Annotated in this window: 20 protein-coding genes; 9 read left to right on the top strand and 11 right to left on the bottom strand. The window is 51.6% G+C overall.

Annotated elements, in window-relative coordinates; genetic code table 11:
• Positions 1-380: 380 nt before the first annotated feature.
• The 7 genes from ACKU4E_RS00885 to flgB form a co-directional block, all read right to left on the bottom strand.
• Complete coding sequence (locus tag ACKU4E_RS00885; RefSeq protein ID WP_320169208.1) at positions 381-1,694, bottom strand: FliI/YscN family ATPase; 1,314 nt, start codon at positions 1,692-1,694, stop codon at positions 381-383.
• Between the two features lie 2 nt (positions 1,695-1,696).
• Positions 1,697-2,437, bottom strand: a complete 741-nt coding sequence (locus ACKU4E_RS00890) for a FliH/SctL family protein (protein WP_320169209.1) — start codon at positions 2,435-2,437, stop codon at positions 1,697-1,699.
• Positions 2,424-3,425 carry a flagellar motor switch protein FliG gene (fliG, locus tag ACKU4E_RS00895; protein ID WP_320169210.1) on the bottom strand — a complete coding sequence of 334 codons (1,002 nt, stop codon included), beginning with the start codon at positions 3,423-3,425 and terminating at the stop codon, positions 2,424-2,426. The genes ACKU4E_RS00890 and fliG overlap by 14 nt, the downstream gene beginning before the upstream one ends.
• 1 nt (position 3,426) lies before the next feature.
• On the bottom strand, positions 3,427-5,031 hold the full coding sequence (gene fliF / locus ACKU4E_RS00900) for a flagellar basal-body MS-ring/collar protein FliF (protein WP_320169211.1): 1,605 nt from the start codon (positions 5,029-5,031) through the stop codon (positions 3,427-3,429).
• A gap of 458 nt (positions 5,032-5,489) precedes the next feature.
• Positions 5,490-5,816: a flagellar hook-basal body complex protein FliE gene (gene fliE / locus ACKU4E_RS00905; RefSeq protein WP_320169212.1), complete on the bottom strand. Its 327-nt coding sequence runs from the start codon at positions 5,814-5,816 to the stop codon at positions 5,490-5,492.
• A gap of 42 nt (positions 5,817-5,858) precedes the next feature.
• A complete protein-coding gene (gene flgC / locus ACKU4E_RS00910; RefSeq protein ID WP_320169213.1) occupies positions 5,859-6,299 on the bottom strand; it encodes a flagellar basal body rod protein FlgC in 441 nt (146 codons plus the stop codon).
• A complete protein-coding gene (gene flgB, locus ACKU4E_RS00915) occupies positions 6,299-6,709 on the bottom strand; it encodes a flagellar basal body rod protein FlgB (protein WP_320169214.1) in 411 nt (136 codons plus the stop codon). Before flgB ends, flgC begins: the two co-directional genes overlap by 1 nt.
• Positions 6,710-7,024: 315 nt before the next feature.
• On the opposite strand from flgB, the gene ACKU4E_RS00920 reads away from it, so the two are divergent.
• From ACKU4E_RS00920 to ACKU4E_RS00940, 5 genes are all read left to right on the top strand, one after another.
• On the top strand, positions 7,025-7,579 hold the full coding sequence (locus ACKU4E_RS00920; RefSeq protein ID WP_320169215.1) for a tetratricopeptide repeat protein: 555 nt from the start codon (positions 7,025-7,027) through the stop codon (positions 7,577-7,579).
• 176 nt (positions 7,580-7,755) lie between these two features.
• Positions 7,756-8,355, top strand: coding sequence for an IMP cyclohydrolase (locus tag ACKU4E_RS00925; protein WP_320169216.1), 600 nt, complete (start codon positions 7,756-7,758; stop codon positions 8,353-8,355).
• A gap of 178 nt (positions 8,356-8,533) precedes the next feature.
• Complete coding sequence (gene hflX, locus ACKU4E_RS00930; RefSeq protein ID WP_407944121.1) at positions 8,534-10,132, top strand: GTPase HflX; 1,599 nt, start codon at positions 8,534-8,536, stop codon at positions 10,130-10,132.
• A 209-nt stretch (positions 10,133-10,341) separates the two neighbouring features.
• Positions 10,342-10,560: a translation initiation factor IF-1 gene (gene infA / locus ACKU4E_RS00935; RefSeq protein ID WP_320169218.1), complete on the top strand. Its 219-nt coding sequence runs from the start codon at positions 10,342-10,344 to the stop codon at positions 10,558-10,560.
• A gap of 35 nt (positions 10,561-10,595) precedes the next feature.
• Complete coding sequence (locus tag ACKU4E_RS00940; protein ID WP_320169219.1) at positions 10,596-10,805, top strand: cold shock domain-containing protein; 210 nt, start codon at positions 10,596-10,598, stop codon at positions 10,803-10,805.
• Between the two features lie 168 nt (positions 10,806-10,973).
• Here the strand turns inward: ACKU4E_RS00940 and ACKU4E_RS00945 are convergent, their stop codons facing one another.
• Together ACKU4E_RS00945 and ACKU4E_RS00950 are read right to left on the bottom strand one after the other, a co-directional pair.
• Positions 10,974-11,300 (bottom strand): hypothetical protein, encoded by a 327-nt coding sequence (locus ACKU4E_RS00945; protein ID WP_320169220.1) that lies wholly within the window; start codon positions 11,298-11,300, stop codon positions 10,974-10,976.
• Between the two features lie 62 nt (positions 11,301-11,362).
• Complete coding sequence (locus ACKU4E_RS00950; protein WP_320169221.1) at positions 11,363-12,313, bottom strand: chemotaxis protein; 951 nt, start codon at positions 12,311-12,313, stop codon at positions 11,363-11,365.
• 175 nt (positions 12,314-12,488) lie between these two features.
• On the opposite strand from ACKU4E_RS00950, the gene ACKU4E_RS00955 reads away from it, so the two are divergent.
• The 4 genes from ACKU4E_RS00955 to ACKU4E_RS00970 all read left to right on the top strand — a co-directional run bounded on the left by ACKU4E_RS00955 (position 12,489) and on the right by ACKU4E_RS00970 (position 16,748).
• On the top strand, positions 12,489-12,854 hold the full coding sequence (locus ACKU4E_RS00955) for a response regulator (protein WP_320169222.1): 366 nt from the start codon (positions 12,489-12,491) through the stop codon (positions 12,852-12,854).
• Between the two features lie 412 nt (positions 12,855-13,266).
• Positions 13,267-14,361 carry a hydrogenase formation protein HypD gene (gene hypD / locus ACKU4E_RS00960; RefSeq protein ID WP_320169223.1) on the top strand — a complete coding sequence of 365 codons (1,095 nt, stop codon included), beginning with the start codon at positions 13,267-13,269 and terminating at the stop codon, positions 14,359-14,361.
• Between the two features lie 2 nt (positions 14,362-14,363).
• Positions 14,364-15,371, top strand: coding sequence for a hydrogenase expression/formation protein HypE (gene hypE / locus ACKU4E_RS00965; protein ID WP_320169224.1), 1,008 nt, complete (start codon positions 14,364-14,366; stop codon positions 15,369-15,371).
• A gap of 153 nt (positions 15,372-15,524) precedes the next feature.
• Complete coding sequence (locus ACKU4E_RS00970; RefSeq protein WP_320169225.1) at positions 15,525-16,748, top strand: EAL domain-containing protein; 1,224 nt, start codon at positions 15,525-15,527, stop codon at positions 16,746-16,748.
• Positions 16,749-16,959: 211 nt separating this feature from the next.
• On the opposite strand, the gene ACKU4E_RS00975 is transcribed toward ACKU4E_RS00970, so the two are convergent.
• Both ACKU4E_RS00975 and ACKU4E_RS00980 read right to left on the bottom strand, forming a co-directional pair.
• Entirely contained in the window at positions 16,960-18,732 is a 1,773-nt protein-coding gene (locus ACKU4E_RS00975; RefSeq protein WP_320169226.1) for a chloride channel protein, read from the bottom strand.
• Between the two features lie 17 nt (positions 18,733-18,749).
• Positions 18,750-19,700, bottom strand: coding sequence for a chemotaxis protein (locus ACKU4E_RS00980; RefSeq protein WP_320169227.1), 951 nt, complete (start codon positions 19,698-19,700; stop codon positions 18,750-18,752).
• Positions 19,701-19,779: the final 79 nt, after the last annotated feature.

The following is a 19,779-nucleotide window of genomic DNA, read 5'->3' on the forward strand; positions in this document are numbered from 1 at the left end:
TTATACGCAGTTTTCTGCTCTGTTAAAACAGTAAACAGGTTAGAACCGTTGACAGATTTTTCAAGCATGAAGTCTTTAACGCCTTGTGTGCAAACAAAACCGTTCAATGCTGAGACTGGTCGGTCTTGATATCAGCGTGGCTTTTACAGGTGGCATGCTCTAGAAGTCGTATGAAACTGTTTTCTGGGTAGAACCTGTTTTTCGAAGATAGTTATATGTTTTATTCTGTTAAAGATAAAGAGTTCAGACAATCATACATTTATATCTTTTTGCAGGAAGTATCTATTTGAAAAATGAATACATGAGACCGTAGAGGTCTTTGAAAAAGGGTATTGCAATGGAGTGAGTTGACCGAGCCGGGTCTGCCCTGCACTGCTGTTTTAGCCGGACGCAGCCAGTTGCTTCAGGAGGGTGAAACTTTCATCAAGGCTTTTTCGCTCTTCAATGACCTGCTGCAGAAATCCGTTGATGGCCGGGACCATTTTTATGGCCGAATCAATGTTCTTGTTGGCTCCTGACTGGTAGGCGCCGATGTTGACCATATCCTCAACCTTACGGAACGTGGCCAGTTGCCCGAGAACCTTGCGGCCTGCTGCGACCACATCCGGCTGAACAATATCACTGCGAACCCTGCTGACGCTTTTGAGAACGTCTATGCAGGGGTAGTGACCCTGGTCAGCAAGGTCACGGGTCAGGACTATGTGCCCGTCAAGAATGGAGCGCACCGCATCGGCAATCGGTTCCGTAAAATCGTCACCGTCAACCAGAACCGTGTATATCCCGGTTATCGATCCGGCTGGGTTCTTCCCGGCACGTTCCAGCAGCTTGGGAAGCTGGGCGAAGACCGAAGGGGTGTAGCCGCCTCTGGTCGGAGGCTCGCCTGCGGCAAGACCTACCTCGCGGCCGGCCATGGCGAATCGGGTCACGGAGTCCATCATCAGGAGTACGTCCTGCCCGAGGTCGCGGAAATATTCTGCTATGGCTGTGGCTGTATACGCGGCGCGCATGCGGATAAGCGGACTTTTATCCGAAGTGGCGATGACCAGCACGGAACGGGCCAGTCCTTCCGGGCCCAGGTCGCGTTCCATGAACTCCACAACTTCGCGCCCGCGTTCGCCGATAAGGCCGATTACGTTTACATCCGCCACCGTATAGCGGGCCATCATGGACAGCAGTGTCGATTTTCCGACTCCGGAACCGGCCATGATGCCCATGCGCTGACCTTTGCCCAGCGTCAGCAGGCTGTTGATGGCTTTTACCCCGACATCAAGCGGTTCGTTGATGCGCGGGCGTTCCAGCGGGTTGGGAGGGTCGCGGTGCAGAGGGTTGTAGCTTTCCGGGATGATCGGTCCCTTGCCGTCGATGGGTTCGCCGAAGGCATCAACGGCCCTGCCGAGCAGGCTCATGCCCACCGGTATTTTGGGGGGAGTCTGCGAGTTCCTGATCAGGCTTCCGGGGCTTATGCCGTGCAGTTCTCCGTAAGGCATGAACAGACAGGAACCGTCCCTGAAGCCGACAACCTCGGCTGCGATGGGTGTGTCGGAGTCTTCGGGCATGAGATGACATACCGAGCCCAAAGGTGCCCTGATGCCACGCCCTTCGGCAATAAGGCCTACGACCTTGCTTACTTTGCCGAAGCTGCGGCAGGGATCTATGTCATTTAGCAGTGTGGTGCAGCCTTTCATGTCCGCCATGGCTATTCTCCGGTTGTTCCGGTCAGTTGGCCGAGAATTTCCTGCACACCTTCCCAGCGAGAGGTGATGGTGTTGTCCACCACCGCGTCTTCCGCTTCTACAATGACCCCACCGTTGTCAATGGACGGGTCCGGCTTGATTCTCCATTTGGAAAGGTCCGGATGCTCTGCCGCAGCCTGTTCAAGCAGCGGCCCGATGATGTCTGCATCAGCGGGGGAAATTTTGATTACCAGCTGGGTAAGGGAATCTATCCGTGAAATGGCTTCGTCTAGCAGGGCGTGGAGAATTTCCTGCCTGCGGCTTTCCATTTCCACTCCCAGCGTTTTTTCTATGACCATGAATACAAGCTGAACCGCGTCTGTTGTCTGGGCCAGAACCACGTTGCGGGACTGTTCCTGAATGGCGGCCAGCGTCTGCGCAAGGTTGCCGCTGAAGGCGATCATGTGCTGCTCGGCATCCTGGGCGGCCTGCTGCTGCCCGGCAGCATAACCTTCCGCCTGTGCGTTGGCCCTGATTCCTTCCGCTTCGGCCATGGCCTTGGAAATTATCTCCTTGGCCATGTTCTGGGCCTTGACCTTGACCCGTTCAAAATATTCCTTGTCCGTGTCTTCGTTCCATGTAGGCTTTTTCTTGCCTTCCATTTCCTGAATAGTCATCTCCTGAGTCTTGTTATTGGAATCAAGACCCATGATGACCCGGCCGGTGTAAAACTTGCCGTCATTTTCAGACTTAGACAAAGACATCTCCCGATCCTCTGCTGATCATGATCCGGCCCTCGTCTTCGAGGCGACGGATGTTCTTTACAATATTCTGCTGGGCCGATTCCACATCGGAAAGTTTTACCGGTCCCATAATTTCCAGATCTTCCCTGATCATGTTCGAAGCACGCTCGGACATGTTCTTGAAGAAAAGTTCCTGCAGGTCGTCGGAAGCACCCTTGAGAGCCGTTGTGAGTTCCTCGTTGGAAACTTCCTTGAGCAGTTCGCGGATGGCCCGGTCGTCGAGGCCCTTGATGTCTTCGAAGACGAACATGAGGTTCCTGATTTCTTCGGCCATCTGGGTGGATTCTTCCTCGATTTCGGAAAGGACTTCTTCCTCGGTGGAGCGGTCCACCGCGTTGAGGATTTCCGCTACTGCCGGTACGCCGCCGACCTTCTTGCCTTCCTTGCCGCCCATGGCGATAAGCTGGCTCTGCAGCACGCGGTCCACTTCCATGAGCATCTCCTCGGCCACGGCTTCAAGTCTGGCCAGCCTCATGAGGACTTCGGCCCTTACTCCGCCGGGCAGGTTGGAGATTAGGTCTGCGGCCTGGTCCGGGTGCAGGTGCCCGATGATCAGTGCCAGTGTCTGGGGATGTTCGTTCCTGAGAATCTGTGCGAGTATCTTGGGGCTGACGTTCTGCAGTTCCTGGAACGGGGCCGGGCCGCTTTCGAGGTCCAGTTTGTCCAGAATGAACTTGGCTGTTTCTTCGTCAAGAGATTTGCTGAGCAGCCTTTTGACCTGATCCGCCCCACCCATGAGAAGTTCCGCACCGTAAGCCAGAGTTTCGTTGAACTCCTTGAGCACTTCAAGCACCTGCTCCTTGGGGACTGAATCCATCTCGAGCATGGCCCTGGACACATCTGCAATTTCCTGACGGCTCATGCGCTTGAAGGATTCAGCCGTAAACTTGTCCCCGAGGGCAAGAAGTACGATGGCGGTTTTCTGATTCCCGTTGAACGGCGTTGACAATTTATGCTGCCTCCTGCTTCAGCCAGCTCTTCAGCACCTGCACGGCCTGGTCCATGTTCTTTTCTGAAAGTTGCAGTGCCTGAGCTTTGGCGTTCTCAAGCTTACGTGCCGTATCAAGAGCCTCTTCGTCAAGATCACTTTCGTCAAGTGCAAGTCTTTCTCCTGCTTCGGGCAGTCCTGCGACTTCGTCAATGTCCTCTTCTGCCACACGAGGCTTGATCAGGGCCATGACCACGGGGCGGACGACCAGGACCAGGAAGAGGAAGATAAGCAGTCCGTTGAGGAACGGCTTGCCGAGGCGCTGTGCGTATTCAAGCATTGTGCGCATGAGGCCTTCGTCGCCGAAGAGATCCTGCATGCCGAAGGACATGTTCGAGACTTCAAGAGAGTCGCCGCGTACTTCATCATAGCCCACCGCATTGCGCACCAGTTCGCGGATACGCTGCATTTCTTCTGCGGAGCGAGGTACGTAGGTTACTTCTCCGGTGTCGGGATTCTTCTGATAGGTGCCGTCAACGATGACCGCAACAGTGATTCTCTTCACTTCTCCGACCGGGACTATGATCTGCTGTTCTTCCTTGTTGATTTCATAGTTTGTGGTGCGGGTTTCGCGGTTTGAATCCTGGGTTGTGGCTGTGCCGGTAAATCCGTCGCCGCGGAAGTTTGCTTCGGGAACGCCGCCGTCAACGTTGGCGGTTCCGCGGGTGGTTTCTTCGCTGGTCTGTTCGGATCTGGCAACCTGACCGTCAGGGTCGTAGGTTTCCTGCTTGATAGTGCGCTGTCTGAAATCCAGTTCGGCGTTGACCTTGGCAATGACCTTGTCCGGGCCGACGATGGGAGTAAGCAGGCGCTGGATGCGCTGTTCTATCTTTGCTTCAAGACCGGACTTGTATTCAAGCTGGCTGTTGGTGATGTTCAGCCCCAGTCCTCCGTCATCCTCGGGCTGATAGAGCACCTGCCCGTGCATGTCGGTGATGGTGACTGCGGAAGGCTTCAGCCCTTCAACAGACATGACCACGAGGTTCAGAACACCCTTGATCTGCTTGTCGGTGAGCTTGTCACCTTCCTTGAGCTTCAACACTACGGAAGCGGAAGGTTCGGCCTGTTCTTCGATGAAAAGTGACTTGGCCGGGAGAACCAGATGCACGCGGGCTCTTTCAACCTGCGGAAATTCGCTGATGGTCCTGGCCAGTTCACCCTGCAGGGCGCGCTGGTAGTTTATGCGCTGGATAAAGTCAGTCTGCCCGATCTGGACCTGGTCGAAAATTTCATACCCTATTCCCTGTCCGTGAAGGGCTCCTTCCCCGGCTATTTTGAGCCGCAGGTCGTAAACCTTGTCCGCAGGGACCAGAATAGTGGAACCGTTGTCCTGAATCTTGTAGGGTTCCTTGGTGGACTGCAGCATGGAAACTACGCGGGAAGCGTCTTCCGGGTAGAGCTTGGTGTAAAGAACTCGATACTCGGTCCGGTTAAGCCAGAACACCATGAGGATAAATGCGATTACAACGGTGGCTGCGAGCCCGCCGATGAGAATCCTCTGTGAAACTGTACGGTTGGACCAGAATCCTTTGAATTTATTCAGATATTCGGAGATGAAATCGGGCATATTATTACTCCTGACGATTTTTCAGAAGTAAAAGCAATATGTGGTCCAACTGGCATTTCTCTATTTATTTAAGTGTGTTGTGTGTGTGGCGAAAGGGGGTGTGAGGAAGTTGTAGGGATGAGTGACAAAAAAATGATCTTCAGGGATTGGGGCGGCGGGAACGGATCATTGTAATCCGTTCATTTTTTTGACGTATGACCGGAGCAGGGGTGTCCGGGCCGTAAAAATGAAAAGCAGAGATGTCCGGAACTGTACTCCGGACAGGACTGAGTCCCCCGGCAAAAGGGGGGGCATTTTCTACCGACAGCTTATTCATAACTGCAGTGGGTTCAGGGGCCCTGCCGTGTTTTCGGACACAGGTTTGCATAGAGGTTCTGCGCTCCGGTACGGACGTCCGGCAGCAATACGGAGCAGGGCCGTATAGGCTTCCAGTTTAGTTGTTTAACTGCATCCCGATACTAGAAGGGCATCTTGAGGACTTCCTGATAGGCGGTCATAACTTTGGAGCGCACTGTGCTGGTCATGGTCATGGCAACACTTGCCTTCTGCAGGGAGATCATCAGTTCGTGAACGTTCTGGTTCTTGCCGGATGCGAAATCCTGAATCATGGATCTCTTTTCGGTTTCCAGGTCGTTTACACTCTTTAATGAACTGGACAGGGTTTCCGAAAAGGAATTCGGCTCAGCCTTATCCATGTTCATAGTCTTGTCGAATTTCTTTTCGAACTGCTTCTGGGTCTGGAGGGCGTTTGTGTATGCCTGCATTGCTACATTTCTGATGGCCATCTGTGTTCTCCTTGCGTATTTGCTGCCGATCTTCCGTCAGCCCTAGTTCATGCCTATTCTTACGGCCCTGTTGAACATGTTCTTGGCTGATTCCACAGCCTGAGCATTGGCCTCGTATGATTTGCTTATGGTGATCATGTTGACCATTTCTTCAACCACGTTGATGTCGGGGTAGCGGACGATCCCGTTTTTGTCCGCATCAGGATGGTTAGGCTCGTACACTTCCTTGAACGGCCTGCTGTCGGATACGATTCCCCTTACGGTTACACCCCTGAGCTGCTTGTTCATCTCCTGGTTCATTACCGAATCGAAAGGAGAGAGCAGGGGGGTCGATTCCATGGAGACACTCTTGCGGCGATACGGTCCGCCGTCTTCGGTCCGAGTTGTCCTGGAGTTGGCCATGTTCATTGAAACGACGTTCAGATATTCCCTCTGGGCCTTCAGCCCTGACGCGCCTATTTCAAGTGCTGTCATGAAGTTCATTATCTTGCTCCGCTCTGGATGATTCTGGTCATGCCCTGGAAGTTTTTGCTTATGACCTGAGTCAGGGCATTATATTCCAGAGTGTTTTTAGCCATGGTTACCATTTCCTTATCCAGGTCCACCGAGTTTTCCCCGTGTACAACCCTGGGTTCGAAGTTGGAGAGGACGTCTCCTTTGAATGTACTTGAATCAAATGCTGTGGGGATGTGCATTTTGCTGGTCTTGGTCATTTTGCCTTTTGCATCAAGCCCAAGGGCTTTTTGCAGTTCTCCTTCGAACTCAAGTCTTTTTTCCTTGTATCCAGGGGTGTTGATGTTGGCCAGGTTGGAGGAGACGAGATTCTGACGCTGCAGTCTCAGGTCCAGAACCTTTGCTGTCAAATCAATGTGTCCTTCGAAAAGTCCTTTCATTTATATATCCTCCTGCAAAAAATTCCCGGTGTTGTACCTGGTCGGGAACCTGTGTTGAAAATGTTGTGATCTTGGTTAAGCAAAAGGTGTTCCAAGTTTGTAATTGTCTGAAATAATTGGTGTATTTTTATGGTAGAGCCTAAATTTATAGTGAGGTGTCAGATTCCGGTCGGTTGCCGGGTGTGGTTTTAATTTGAAGATGTCCACAAAGGTTTTGGCGTTTGGCACATAAGTTGCTTGTGTTTCGGCAGGCTGATTGAAGCCGAAAAAAATGCCGCTGTCAGAGTCCGGCGGCTAAAATTACCGGAGGATATTATGAGTCACCTGGATTACGAAATTAACAAGGAATTGGGCGAGTGTTATCTGTTCATGGGCGAACTGGACAAGGCTGAAGACTATTACAAGAAGGCTGCCGGATCCAACGGCGTGCATCCCGATCCGTACATCGGGCTTGCTACCATTGCGGTGCAGAGGGGCGAGTATGATGATGCCATGAGTCTGTACGAAAAGGCACACTCTGTTGAAGTCACTGACAAGAGCCATGCCGGAATGGGCTTGATCCAGATGGAAACCTCCCGTCAGGAAGAAGCGTTCACAAATTTTTCCGAGGCACTCAGCCTCAATCCGGGCAATATGGTTGCCCTGTTTGGAATCATCCGCATCGGACACGAATGCGAAAAAGTTGCCGAAGCAGCTCCCTATCTGGAAAGATTTCTCGAAATCTCTCCGGAAAAGCATGAAGTCCGCTATTCTCTCGCAGGTCTTTACATCTGCATGGACGAAAAGGAAAAGGCCGTAGAGCAGCTTGAGATGATTCTCGAAATGGATCCTTCCAACGAATCGGCAAAGGAACTGCTGGACCAGATCTAGCGGCCGGTTCCGTTGTATGAATTGACTCTACCTCCGGCAGCCCCTGTTTCCGTATGGTCGGGAACAGGGGCTGATAGAAAAGCTCTTTCTATGCGGAGAATGAGGGAGCCGAACGCTTGCAATTGGCCGGTAAATCCGGCACAACTCCACAAAAAACTTCTTTCTGGAGATGTGCCATGGATATGTTACCTATCAAGCGCGGGATTTTGAGCGTTACCGATAAATCCGGCCTTGCCGAATTTGCGTCAGAACTGGCCTGTTTCGGCGTTGAACTTATCAGCACCGGCGGAACGAGAAAAATGCTTCTCGAAGCCGGTCTGGATGTTAAATCTGTAAGCGAAATAACCGGGTTCCCTGAAATTATGGGAGGCCGGGTCAAGACGCTGCACCCGAATGTTCACGGAGGACTGCTGGCGGACAAAGATAATCCGGAACACCTGTCGACTCTTGAAAAACACGGAATCAAGACGATCGACATGGTCTGTGTAAACCTGTATAATTTTGCCCAGGCTGTAAGCGAAGGTCAGGACCTGAAGCACGCTGTCGAACAGATCGACATCGGCGGGCCCACAATGCTTCGCGCTTCGGCCAAGAATTTTCATTCTGTTCTGGTTGTTCCCAGTCCGGTGCACTACCCCCGTATTATAGAAGACATGAAAAAGAACGACGGGAAAATTTCTCTGCACCTGAGAAAGGATTTAGCCGCCGAAACGTTTGCCATGGTTTCGGAATACGATTCCATGATAGCCAAATATCTGGCGGAACACGACGCCTGATTGTAACGGCGGACAGTCAAATTTTCGACTGTCCGCTTTGTTTTTTGTTGCAGTGCTTTGGAATCAGATGTCGGGCACAATTGCCGACAGCACGAAGCTTTTTAAAATTCAGTACAAGGAAGATTCAGCCATAGCTCTTAAAGCGAAAGGAAACACACAGGGCCTCAAACCCAGTGAAATCAAACGCATCAACAGGCTTGCGGACCGCCGGTACAGCGACCCGTGCGGTTTTTCCAACGAACAGGCCCGTGAACTGTCTTTCCTCAGTCATGAGATCGGCCGCCAGATCGGGCTGCTTATAAACCGGCAGGGCCGTCCGGAAATGATCCTGATCGGTGATCCCGGTTCCATCTATATTCCTGAACTTCCCAGAGCTCGCCAGGCGGAAGGGCGGCTGAGGGGGCTTCGGCTCCTGCACACTCATATTTCAGGGGAAAATCTTTCCGAGGAAGACCTCATGGATATGGTCTTTCTGCGTCTGGACAGTGTGACCGTCCTTGCCGCAGAGCCCCATGGCGAACCTGATTTTGTTCAGTACGCATATCTTCTCCCTCCCGGAGCCGGCAGCAAACCGTATGAGCAGTTGCCCCCCGTTCGCTGGGACCGGTCCGACATGGACCTGCCCGCCCAGATCAAGGCGCTGGAAGACGAATTCCGCCGTGCGGACAGAACCCGCGATACAACCGACAAGCGTGAACGGGCCATAGTGGTCAGTGTCTCTCAGGACCCGAAACCGGTTCAGGAAAGGTCCCTTGATGAACTGGAAGACCTTGCCGATACCGCAGGACTCAAAGTCGAGGGGAGGCTGGTGCAGCGCATAAGGGCGCTCAACCCCAAGTTCATCATGGGTAAGGGCAAGCTTGCCGAACTGGAGGTCATCGCCCTGCAGGCCGATGCCGAAGTCATTCTTTTTGACCAGGAACTTTCTGCCGCCCAGATGCGCAACCTCGCAAAGCTGACCGAACGCAAGATTATTGACCGCACCCAGCTCATTCTGGATATATTTGCCCAGCACGCCACCACCAGAGCCGGAAAGCTGCAGGTGGAAATGGCTCAGCTTAAGTACACCATGCCCAGACTGGTTGGAAAGAACAGGGCCATGTCCAGGCTTATGGGCGGTATCGGCGGACGTGGGCCCGGTGAAACCAAGCTTGAAATAGACCGCCGCCGCATCAAGGACAAACTGACCAAGCTCGGCGATGAACTGAAAAAAGTCAGCAGACATCGTGGATTCACCCGTGAAAGACGTGCCAGTGCCGGAGTCCCGGTTGTCTCGCTTGTGGGCTATACCAATGCGGGAAAATCCACCCTGCTCAATACCCTGACCAACAGCGGGGTTATTGCGGAAGACAAGCTCTTCGCCACGCTCGATCCGACAAGCAGGCGCATCCGCTTTCCGCGGGAGCAGGAATTGATTTTGACCGACACGGTCGGATTTATTCGCCAACTCCCAAAGGAACTCAAAGAGGCCTTCAGGGCGACGCTTGAGGAGCTTGAGGCTGCCGATGTCCTTTTGCATGTCTGTGATGCGTCACACCCAGAGGTGGAGGAACACATCGCCGCTGTGGAGCGTATTCTTGAAGATATGGACCTTCACGAAGTCGAGCGAATTCTGGTGCTCAACAAATGGGACCGGCTTGATGATGAGCAGCGCGAGCTGATGTCTAATACCTATCCGCAGGGTATCCCTGCCAGTGCCGTAAAGCGTTGCTCGCTTGATCGGCTGGTGCAGGAGATTATGACTGTTCTTGAAAGGCTGGACCGGGTTCCCGATTGATGCAGGTCCGCATTATCCGTTGTTGTTTTATACCTTTAACATAGTGTAATGCTTTTTTTGCTTTATTTTGGCGGCAGGTTTGCATATATATTTTATACAAACCGCTTTTTCCGTATTGCCTTGATGACTTTTAGTTTGTAAACAGGCTTTGTTACCGAGCCGGCCTGCCGGGCGGTAAAATTTATCTATACGGGTATTCGGAGGAAGACATGGCCAAGGAAGAAGCCATTGAAGTGGAAGGTGTTGTGCAGGAAGCCCTGCCCAATGCCATGTTTCGCGTGGAACTGGAAAACGGACACGTGATTCTGGGACATATTTCCGGCAAGATGCGCAAACATTACATTCGTATTTTGCCCGGAGACAAGGTCAAGGTGGAACTCTCGCCGTACGACCTTACCAGGGGGCGCATAACTTTCCGCATGAAATAATTATCCGGATATCCGGCAGCGCAGCCGGGGGGCATATGAGTTCAAAAGGTGTGGTGAGCTGGTTCAACGACATTAAGGGATTCGGCTTCATTGTTGACGAAGCCGGGCGCGATATATACGTGCATTATGCCGAAGTGATCCGCGACGGGTTCAAAACCCTGAATGTGGGCGAAAAGGTTGTTTTTGATGTTGTTGACGCCGACAGCGCCCCCAAGGCAATTGATGTGCGAATAGTCAGTTACTGATGATCCGGCGTAAAAGGTTTACGGCTTAGCCGTTCAAATGTTGAAATATTGAAAACCGGTACGGTGCTTAAGCAGCCGTGCCGGTTTTTTTGTTTCATGCTTTTGCAATCAGGTTAAGTCTACGCCATGCGCTCAATCAGGATTCGTGACAGTTAATCTGATCGCTGGTTATCTCTGGCCCGCTTCGTTCTTGGTCGGTTCAAGCACCGCATCCACATTCACTTCGCGTTCGGTAAGTTTATTATCAATAATTTCATATCGGGTCAGTTTCCAGTCTACATGGTCTATGAAGTCGACCTTGGCCCAACCTTCCGGCGGCAGTCTTTTGACCAGTTCTTCAAGAAAATCCTCTATGTCTATATAGTGTCCTTCGTAATCTACATTCAGGATTTTGTCTTTATAGACGATTTTTTCAAACGGGAGTTCAAGCCTTATGTCTTCGAAGTCCTGTTCGGACAATCCGCTGACATCCCCGTACACTCTCACATCTTCCATTATTCCTCCGTTTCAGTTCTTCAGGCATCGCATGGATGGCGTAGACATGCTGCATTGGCGGTCTAAGCATTTTTCCTGTTTTCAATCAGTCTGATGGCTTTTTCCGGGAGCAGGTGCAGGTCCGGCTTGGAAACCTGTTCGTCCGCTCCCACGGATTCTCCCTTATGGCGCAATTCCTTAGTAATTATGGATGAGTACAGGATCACCGGAAGCTTCTTCAGTTCACGGTCTTCCCTGATCCATTTTGTCAGGCTGAATCCATCCATAAGGGGCATCTCAATATCTGAAATTACTATTTCCACGTAATCCGTTATCGGTCTTCCTTCCTGTTGGGAAGCCATTTTGACCTGTTGCAGTGCTTTTCTGGCTTCTTCGCCGTTGTGGACTATTGAATGGCGGAAGTTGGATTTTTCCAGAATCTGTTCCAGCATGGCCCGGATGGTGGGGGAGTCGTCGCAGACCAAAGCCGCGTAAGCTTCCGATGCGACCATGGTCGGGGCTGCAAAGTCCCCGCCCAGAGTCGGGTCAAGGTCGGCGAGTATTGATTCCAGATCAAGCAGCTGTATGAATCTGTCTTCGCGCTCGACAATGCCGACTATGCAGCTTTCGTCAAAGCTGCTCATGAATTTGTCCGGGGAAAGCACCTGCTGCCAGCCGACCCTGTGTATCTCCGTTACCCCGCTTACCTGGAAGCCGGAAACGGTCTGGCTGAATTCGGTCACTATGACAATGTCATACTTGTTGGGTTTGCGTTCCATGCCCAGCCATACGGCAAGGTCCAGAACAGGAAGAATATGGTTGCGCAGGGGAATGGTGCCCATGAAGCAGGGGTGTTCGGCTGATTCCGGATGATTAAGTTGCGGGCTTTCGATAACCTGCATGACCTTGGCCACGTTTACTCCGAAATGGCACCTGGCCTCGGGACCGTCTGCTGATTCGGGTATGTCTATGTAGAATTCCAGAATTTCCAGCTCGTTGGTTCCGGTTTCCAGCAGGATTTCATTTTTTGCCATAACAGCGGCTCCTGTCATTTGTTCGCAACTTGCGGTTTACTTAATTTTATTTCCTCAAATTACTACATTCCAAAGGGCAGGTCCATAAAATTTGAGCCTGAAGCGGTAGCTATTATTACTTTACAATTTTGGACCAGTTGTTTAATTTGTTACTAATGAAGGAGGCATCTGATTAATGTATAAAATTCTGATCGCTGAGGATGACAAGATATCTCAGAAACTCGCAGCACGTTTCGTTGGGGACATGGGACATATACCTTTTGTCAGCCCTCACGGGAAGCATGCATATGAAGCTTTGAAAGCCGAAAATGACTTTGACGTGTTGATAACTGATATAATGATGCCGGAAATGGATGGAAGGCAGTTGGTGCAGACATTGCGGGGAGATTCGCAATTCATGAAACTGCCTATCGTCATTATGTCCGCGGTCGTCGGTGTTTCGGATATTTCGAATCTGCTGGCTCTGGGAGCCACTTATTTTCTCCCGAAACCAATAGACAAGGCCGAGTTTGAAGAGGTCATTCAGCGCTGTCTCAAATAGCGTTTATGAGAGGAAATAGAGACTGCCGCTATCTTCGTGACTGAAGAGTTGCTGAAAGAATGTCTGTGCCCGACATGGAATGCCACAGGGTTTTTCTGGTGCTTACCGTGAATGCAGGCTGTCTCAAGAGTTGAAAAGACTATTGCTATTTGCATTGTATATAAGGCTCCGCAATATTGCGGGGCCTTTTTTATGTCTTGAAAATATCAGGGTCCCATGGGTTGTTAGCAGACGAGAATGAGTATAATGAAAACAGGAGCCGCTTGAAAATAGGGTGATATTTTGCCCGGATGCAATAAGCTGTTTTCGTTGCAGGCTATGCGGGACCACTGTTCGGGAAAGCCTCACTGGCTGGTGGCCTGCCTGCCGTTGAAGTTGATTTTTTTGAAAACGTAAATTCTGGGGGTGCGTTTTGTCGTTTGAGATTCTGGATAAATTCAAAGATCCCGAGTTGTGCAGGGAACTGCTCGGGCGGCTCCGTGACGAACTTGACGGAGAGATACGATTTATGGAGGTCTGCGGAACCCACACGGTCGCCATTTTCCGCAGCGGACTCCATTCCGTACTGCCCGAAGAGATTGTTCATCTCAGCGGTCCGGGCTGCCCGGTCTGCGTGACACACGAGTCGGAAGTCAATGCCTTTCTTGATCTTGCGGGCAGGGAGAATGTGATTGTCGCCACTTTCGGCGACCTGATCAAGGTCCCCGGTGACAAGGGACATTGCCTGAAAAATGCACAGGCTGACGGGGCAAGGGTGGAAATCATATACTCCCCGTTTGATGCTCTGGATATTGCCCGAAAAAATCCGGACAGCACGGTTGTTTTTCTGGGTGTTGGATTCGAGACAACGGCACCGACGATTGCCGGGACGGTGCTTATGGCCCGACAGCAGGGATTGAAGAATTTCAAGGTGCTGTCTTTTCACAAGCTTGTTCCTCCTGCACTGGAAGTTCTGATTTCCGATCCGGAAACAAAAATCGACGGATTCATACTGCCCGGTCATGTCTCAACAGTGATCGGGGTTCATCCATATGATTTCATAGGTGAAAAGTACGGCAAGCCCGCTGTGGTGACCGGTTTTGATCCGGTCGATATTCTTCAGGGACTGCTGCTTATGGTTCGCTCCGCCCGTGAAGAAAATCCGAAACCGGTCAATCAGTATATTCGCGCTGTTTCGGAAAACGGTAATCCCAAGGCCGTGGAAATTATGTATCAGGTCTTTGAACCGGCGGACGCGCTCTGGAGAGGTATCGGTTCCATTTCCGGAAGCGGCCTTGAGTTCCGTGATGAATTTTCTGATTTCGATGCCAAGAAGATTTTCGATCTGAATATCGGTGAATGTGCTCCACTGCCCGGATGCCGGTGCGGGGATGTCCTGAAGGGCAAGATGACTCCGGACAAATGTCCTTTGTTCGGCAAGGCATGTACTCCTGCCAAACCCGTCGGTCCGTGTATGGTTTCAACTGAAGGCAGCTGTGCCGCTTACTTCAAATACAAAGTAGATTAGATATGTCCACAAATAAGGTTTTACTTGATTACGGCTCTGGCGGAAGAGCTTCCCAGAGGCTTATTTCCGAACTTTTTCTCAAACATTTTGCAAACCCGGAACTGGATCGTCTGAATGATGCCGCCAGCCTGCAGCTGAGCGGGAAAATATCCGTCAGCACCGACAGTTTCACCGTGGACCCGATATTTTTTCCCGGCGGAGACATCGGATCGCTTGCCGTACATGGAACGGTGAACGATGTCGCTATGCTCGGCGCCATACCCAGGTATATGACCTGTGCATATATTATAGAAGAAGGGCTGCCCATGGATGACCTTGAACGCATAGTATCTTCCATGGGAGCTGCCTGCAGTCACGCCGGGGTTTACATTGTGACCGGCGATACCAAGGTTGTGCCACGGGGCATGGTCGACAAGATTTTTATCAATACGACCGGCATCGGGGAGATAATTGCCGATCCTGCTCCGGCAGGAGACAGGGCCGCTCCCGGAGATGTCGTTCTGGTCAGCGGAACCATGGGGGACCACGGACTGACTATTCTTGGAACACGCGAAGGACTCTCTCTTGAGTCCAATGTAAAAAGCGACAGCGCGGCACTGAATCACCTGTTGGTAAAACTGGTGCAGGAGGTCCCGGAAATTCATGTTCTGCGTGATCCGACCCGTGGAGGGCTGGCTACGACCCTTAATGAAATTACTGCGTCATCGAATGTCTGCTGTGAGCTGGAAGAGTCCGCAATCCCGGTCAGACCCGAAGTCGCAGGCGGATGTTCCTTTCTTGGTCTTGATCCGCTGTATCTGGCCAACGAAGGAAAATTTCTGTGCATTCTGCCGCAGAAATATGCCGACATGGCTCTCAATATCATGCACGCAGATGAACTGGGCCGTGATGCCTGTCAGGTTGGAGTGATTACCGAGACAAATCCTGGCAAAGTTGTTCTGGTTACTCCCCTTGGCGGAAAGAGACTGCTGAACATGCTTGAGGGTGAGCAATTGCCCAGAATCTGTTGATCTACATAAAATAAAAGTATTTTACTGCGGCTTTTCCTGTGCGGGAAAAGCCGCTTTTTTTTGCTGTGTAAATATACCGGGGACTTGTCGGCAGCATGAATGTTGTTATAGCATGAAGATAACTTGAGGCAGAAATAACATATGGAGTAAAGCGTGGACCCCAAACTGAAAGAATGTATAGAGGCGGTGAGCCGGGTTGTCACCGAGGAAGGTATTGCCGTCTACTTTCAACCCTTGATTTCGTTGGAATCAAGGAATGTTGTGGGTTTTGAGGCGTTTTCCCGCGGAGTGGACCGTGAAGGCAGGACTGTCGCCGGTCCCGGATATCTTTTCAATGACCTGCTCCCGCTTGCCGCGCAGCAGCGAGTGGAGAACCTTTGCCTGAAAAAAAGTCTGGAATCTTTTCTTCCCATTAATGAACGCTATCCGGAAATGCTTCTTTTTCTGAACGTGAACAGCAGCGCATACGGTGCCGAAGAAGTCACTCCATCCACGCTGATAACCGATTTTGATTTAAATCCCCGGATTATTGTTTTTGAATTCGATGTTTCGCAGTTGAAGAAAAGCGCTCCGGCAAAGCTTATACGCGAGTTATCCGCTCAGGGATTCAGGATTTCTCTGGACAACGTGGATGGAAGTCTTCAGAGCCGGGAGCTCCTATTGAGATTGCAGCCGGATTTCGCCAAATTGGGGCGTAGTTATTACGAAGGCGTGGACAGTTCGAAGCATAAGTTCGATCAGGCGAGAGGGGCCGCTCTGATTCTTCGGGAAACCGGAGCGATAGCCATTGCAAAAGGGGTTGAAACCGAAGCCGAGGCTCTGGCTCTGGCGCAGGCGGGAATTGTCCTGCAGCAGGGCTATCTCTACAGCGACAGCCGTAGCGAAGACGGTGAGCAGGAATCTTTTCAGGATAAGGTTTCCCGGATAAACGGGTTTTACAGGAGCTTCAGGGCCAGAAATATTCGGGGATCGCAGGAAAAATTCAGGGATTTTCATCAGGTTCTCAAAGGAGCCATGACCCGGTTGCAGCAGGAGGATTCCGGGGGTACGAACTGGATGCTGGACGATCTGGCTCGGAAAACTCCGGGGCTGGTTTCGGCTTTTGTCCTTAACGGAGCCGGGAAGCAGATAAGTAAACGAGTGCTTGGGCAGGAAGCAGACTTCATCGGCCGATATATTGAGCCTTCGTCAGAGGGCAGCGATCACAGCCATGAAGATTATTACATGTACCTGAATTCTGGGTTTGAAAAAGTGGCCGGATGCAGAAGCATCAGTGCCTACAGCCGGGAACCTGTTCGGTATCTTGCCGGATTTTTTTATCAGGGCGGGCGCAGGGGAGCAATACTGGTTGTGGAGTATGTTGATAAGCTCCGGTGATTGTCTTTCCTTAACGGAGCTCTTTCTTTTGCTCCGCTAAAAGGCAGTTAAGAGGATTAATTTGATGCGCTTCGCGCTTTTGATAATTTGGTTTCGCCGCTGGCAGCCAAAGGGGATAATCCCCTTTGGAAACCCTGATGATTTATAATGGTTGCTTGAAAATTACTACTTTAACAAAAGTTATGCGGATCTGAGGCAATAATCATATATCTTAAAGACTGGATGACAGGATTCTGTTTTTATATCTTTTTTCCCTGAATATCCTGAAAGCCTCACGGGACTTTATTATCCCTGCGATTTTTCCATCACTTTTAATGACCGGAACGAAAGATACCCCGGTCCTTTCGAAAAGCATCAGGGTCTCCTTGAGGTTGGAGTCTGTGTTCACCGAAACAACTGTGCGGACCATCAGGGTATCGACTATGGCCGGAGCTCCTCCTGTGTCGTGATTTCCCTTTAGCCAGGAACGCATGTCTCTAAGCGTGAGTATCCCGGCTACTCGGCCGTCATCGTCAAGTACCGGAAAATGGGGGAAAGGGGAGTCGGTTACCATGGACGCAGCCTTTTCCAGATGATCACTGGTGTGCAGGTAATCAAATTCGGTGTCCATGACCTCGTCTACCGAGACATTTACCAGCACGGATTCGTCATGGCCGCGCAGAATGTTGATGCCCTGCCGCAACAGCTTGGCTTCGTACACGGAATAGCCTTTGAGCAGGCGGACCACCAAAGCACTTGTAATGCAGCCCACCATCATCGGCAGGATGATTTTATAGGAATAGGTCAACTCGAACACTGTAAGGACGGCGGTGATCGGGGCCAGTGTCGTACCCGCCACTACGGTGCCCATCCCTACCAGCGCGTACTGCCCGTGTGTAAGGGCCAGTTGAGGAAAGATCATATTCATGGTCGAGCTTACGGACACGCCAAGGGCTGCGCCAAGGACCAGCGAAGGGGCAAATATGCCTCCGCTCATGCCGGACCCTATGCACAGCGATGTTGCCGTCATTTTGCAGATCAGTATGATAACGGCCAGTTCAAGCGGAAGCACGCCTTCCATTCCCATATCCACCACTTCGTAGCCTACGCCCAGAATTCCGGGAACCTGCAAACCGAGAATTCCCAGCAGAAGTCCTCCAATACCGGGTTTCACCCATTCCGGAACCGGGATGCGCATGAAAATATTTTCCATGAACCTGATCATGTGGACAAATGCGAGAGAAACCAGCCCGGACATGATGCCCAAAATGAAAAATATAATCAGTTCTCCGAAGTTGCTGAAAATGAATTTCGGCGCATCAAAGGTGGGGAAATCTCCCCAGAAAAATTTGGATAGGGCCGAAGCGGTGATGGAGGAGACTATGATGTGGCTGACGTAGGACATTTCCGTGTCCAGCAGTAGTATCTCGATGGCGAAAAGGGTGCCTGTAAGCGGGGCGTTGAATGTGGCGGATATTCCGGCAGCGGCTCCGGAGGCGACGCAGACCGGCAGCATGGAGCGGTCCAGACGGAAGAGGCGCGCAGCAGAGGAACCGAGGGATGCTCCAATCTGGACCACCGGTCCTTCGCGGCCCACCGAGGCCCCGCAGCCGATGAGCAGGCTGGTTACCAGAGCCTTGAGAAACGTGATCCGGTGGCGGATTACCCCGCCGCGAACCGCTATGGCCTTTATTACCTCAGGAACACCCGGACCTTTTGCTTCCGGAGCCCAGCGGTTGATGATCACGCCCGCCGCGAGTCCACCCAGGCAGGGCAGCAACAGCACCAGCCACCAGGGAGAATCTCCGACTCTGTCCAGAAAGGTGCTCCCTTCGGCCCAGAACAGGGTCTGGAACTGTTCAATCAGCCAGCGGAAAACGAAAGCGCCCATGGCGGCGGCAACTCCGATTGCCACGGAAAAGAACATGAGCAGAACGTACTGAACCCGCGGATTTATCGCGGGTTCATGATGAATCGAATTTTTTTCCGAAGATGTGGCAACCATTGGCAGCCCCGGACCGGCTATCTTTCGATCAGGGCGATGGCCCTTTGAGCCAGTTCCGTTACTTCCGGCTTGGATATCTGATCATCTGCGCCTACGGATTCACCCTTATGGCGCAGCTTGTCGGTGATGATGGAGGAGAAAAGGATAACCGGCAGCTGCTGCAGGACCGGATCGGCCTTGATGCGCACGGTGAGGTTGTGCCCGTCCATGACCGGCATCTCAATGTCTGAAATGACAACGTTGACGTAGTCGGTGATGGGTCTTTCCTCTTCAATGGACCGGCGTTTAAGCGCGAGCAGTTTTTCAAAGCACTCACGGCCGGTGTTGGCAAGCTCTACAGAAAATTTTGCTCTGGTCATTGTCTCATGGAGCATTTCCCGGATGAGTGTGGAATCGTCTGCAATGATGGCCTTGTATCCTACGGAATCGCCCCAGTCGATGCTGTCGTCAAGCTGGAGTCCAAGCTGCGGATTCAGTTCGGCAACGATTTTTTCTAGGTCGAGGATAAGTGAAATACGGTCATCAAATTTGACGACACCGGTAATCGAGTCTTCCGAAAGAGTGGAGACGTAAGCTGAGGGAGCCTCAACCTTTTCCCAGCTTATGCGGTGGATTCTGGTTACTCCCGAAACAAGGAAAGCGGAGCATACGTTGTTGAATTCGGTAACAATTACCTTGGGAGGTTCGCTTTCCACACGCGGCTTTTTCAGCCAGTGGCTGAGGTCGACCAGCGGAATGACCTTGTTGCGCAGGTTGAAGGTTCCCATAATGGCCGGGTGAGCCACCTTGGGAAGTTTGGTCACTTTTTCCGGCATCCTGATGATTTCAAGAACCTTGGCGACATTGACACCGTAAAAACCCCGGTAATTTTGTCCTTCATCTTCCTCGCGGGGTTCCTCTTCAAGCCAGAACTCGACTATTTCCAGTTCGTTGGTGCCTGCCTCAAGTAAAATGTCGGTCTGGGCCATAAGTTTCTCCGTAGGTGTCTGTATGAAAATTCCGGTTACCGCTATCATGATAAGCGGGAAGAGAGCTTATCGTCAATAA

Origin of the sequence: Maridesulfovibrio sp. (assembly GCF_963677005.1) — a bacterium.
Taxonomy (GTDB): Bacteria; Desulfobacterota; Desulfovibrionia; order Desulfovibrionales; family Desulfovibrionaceae; genus Maridesulfovibrio.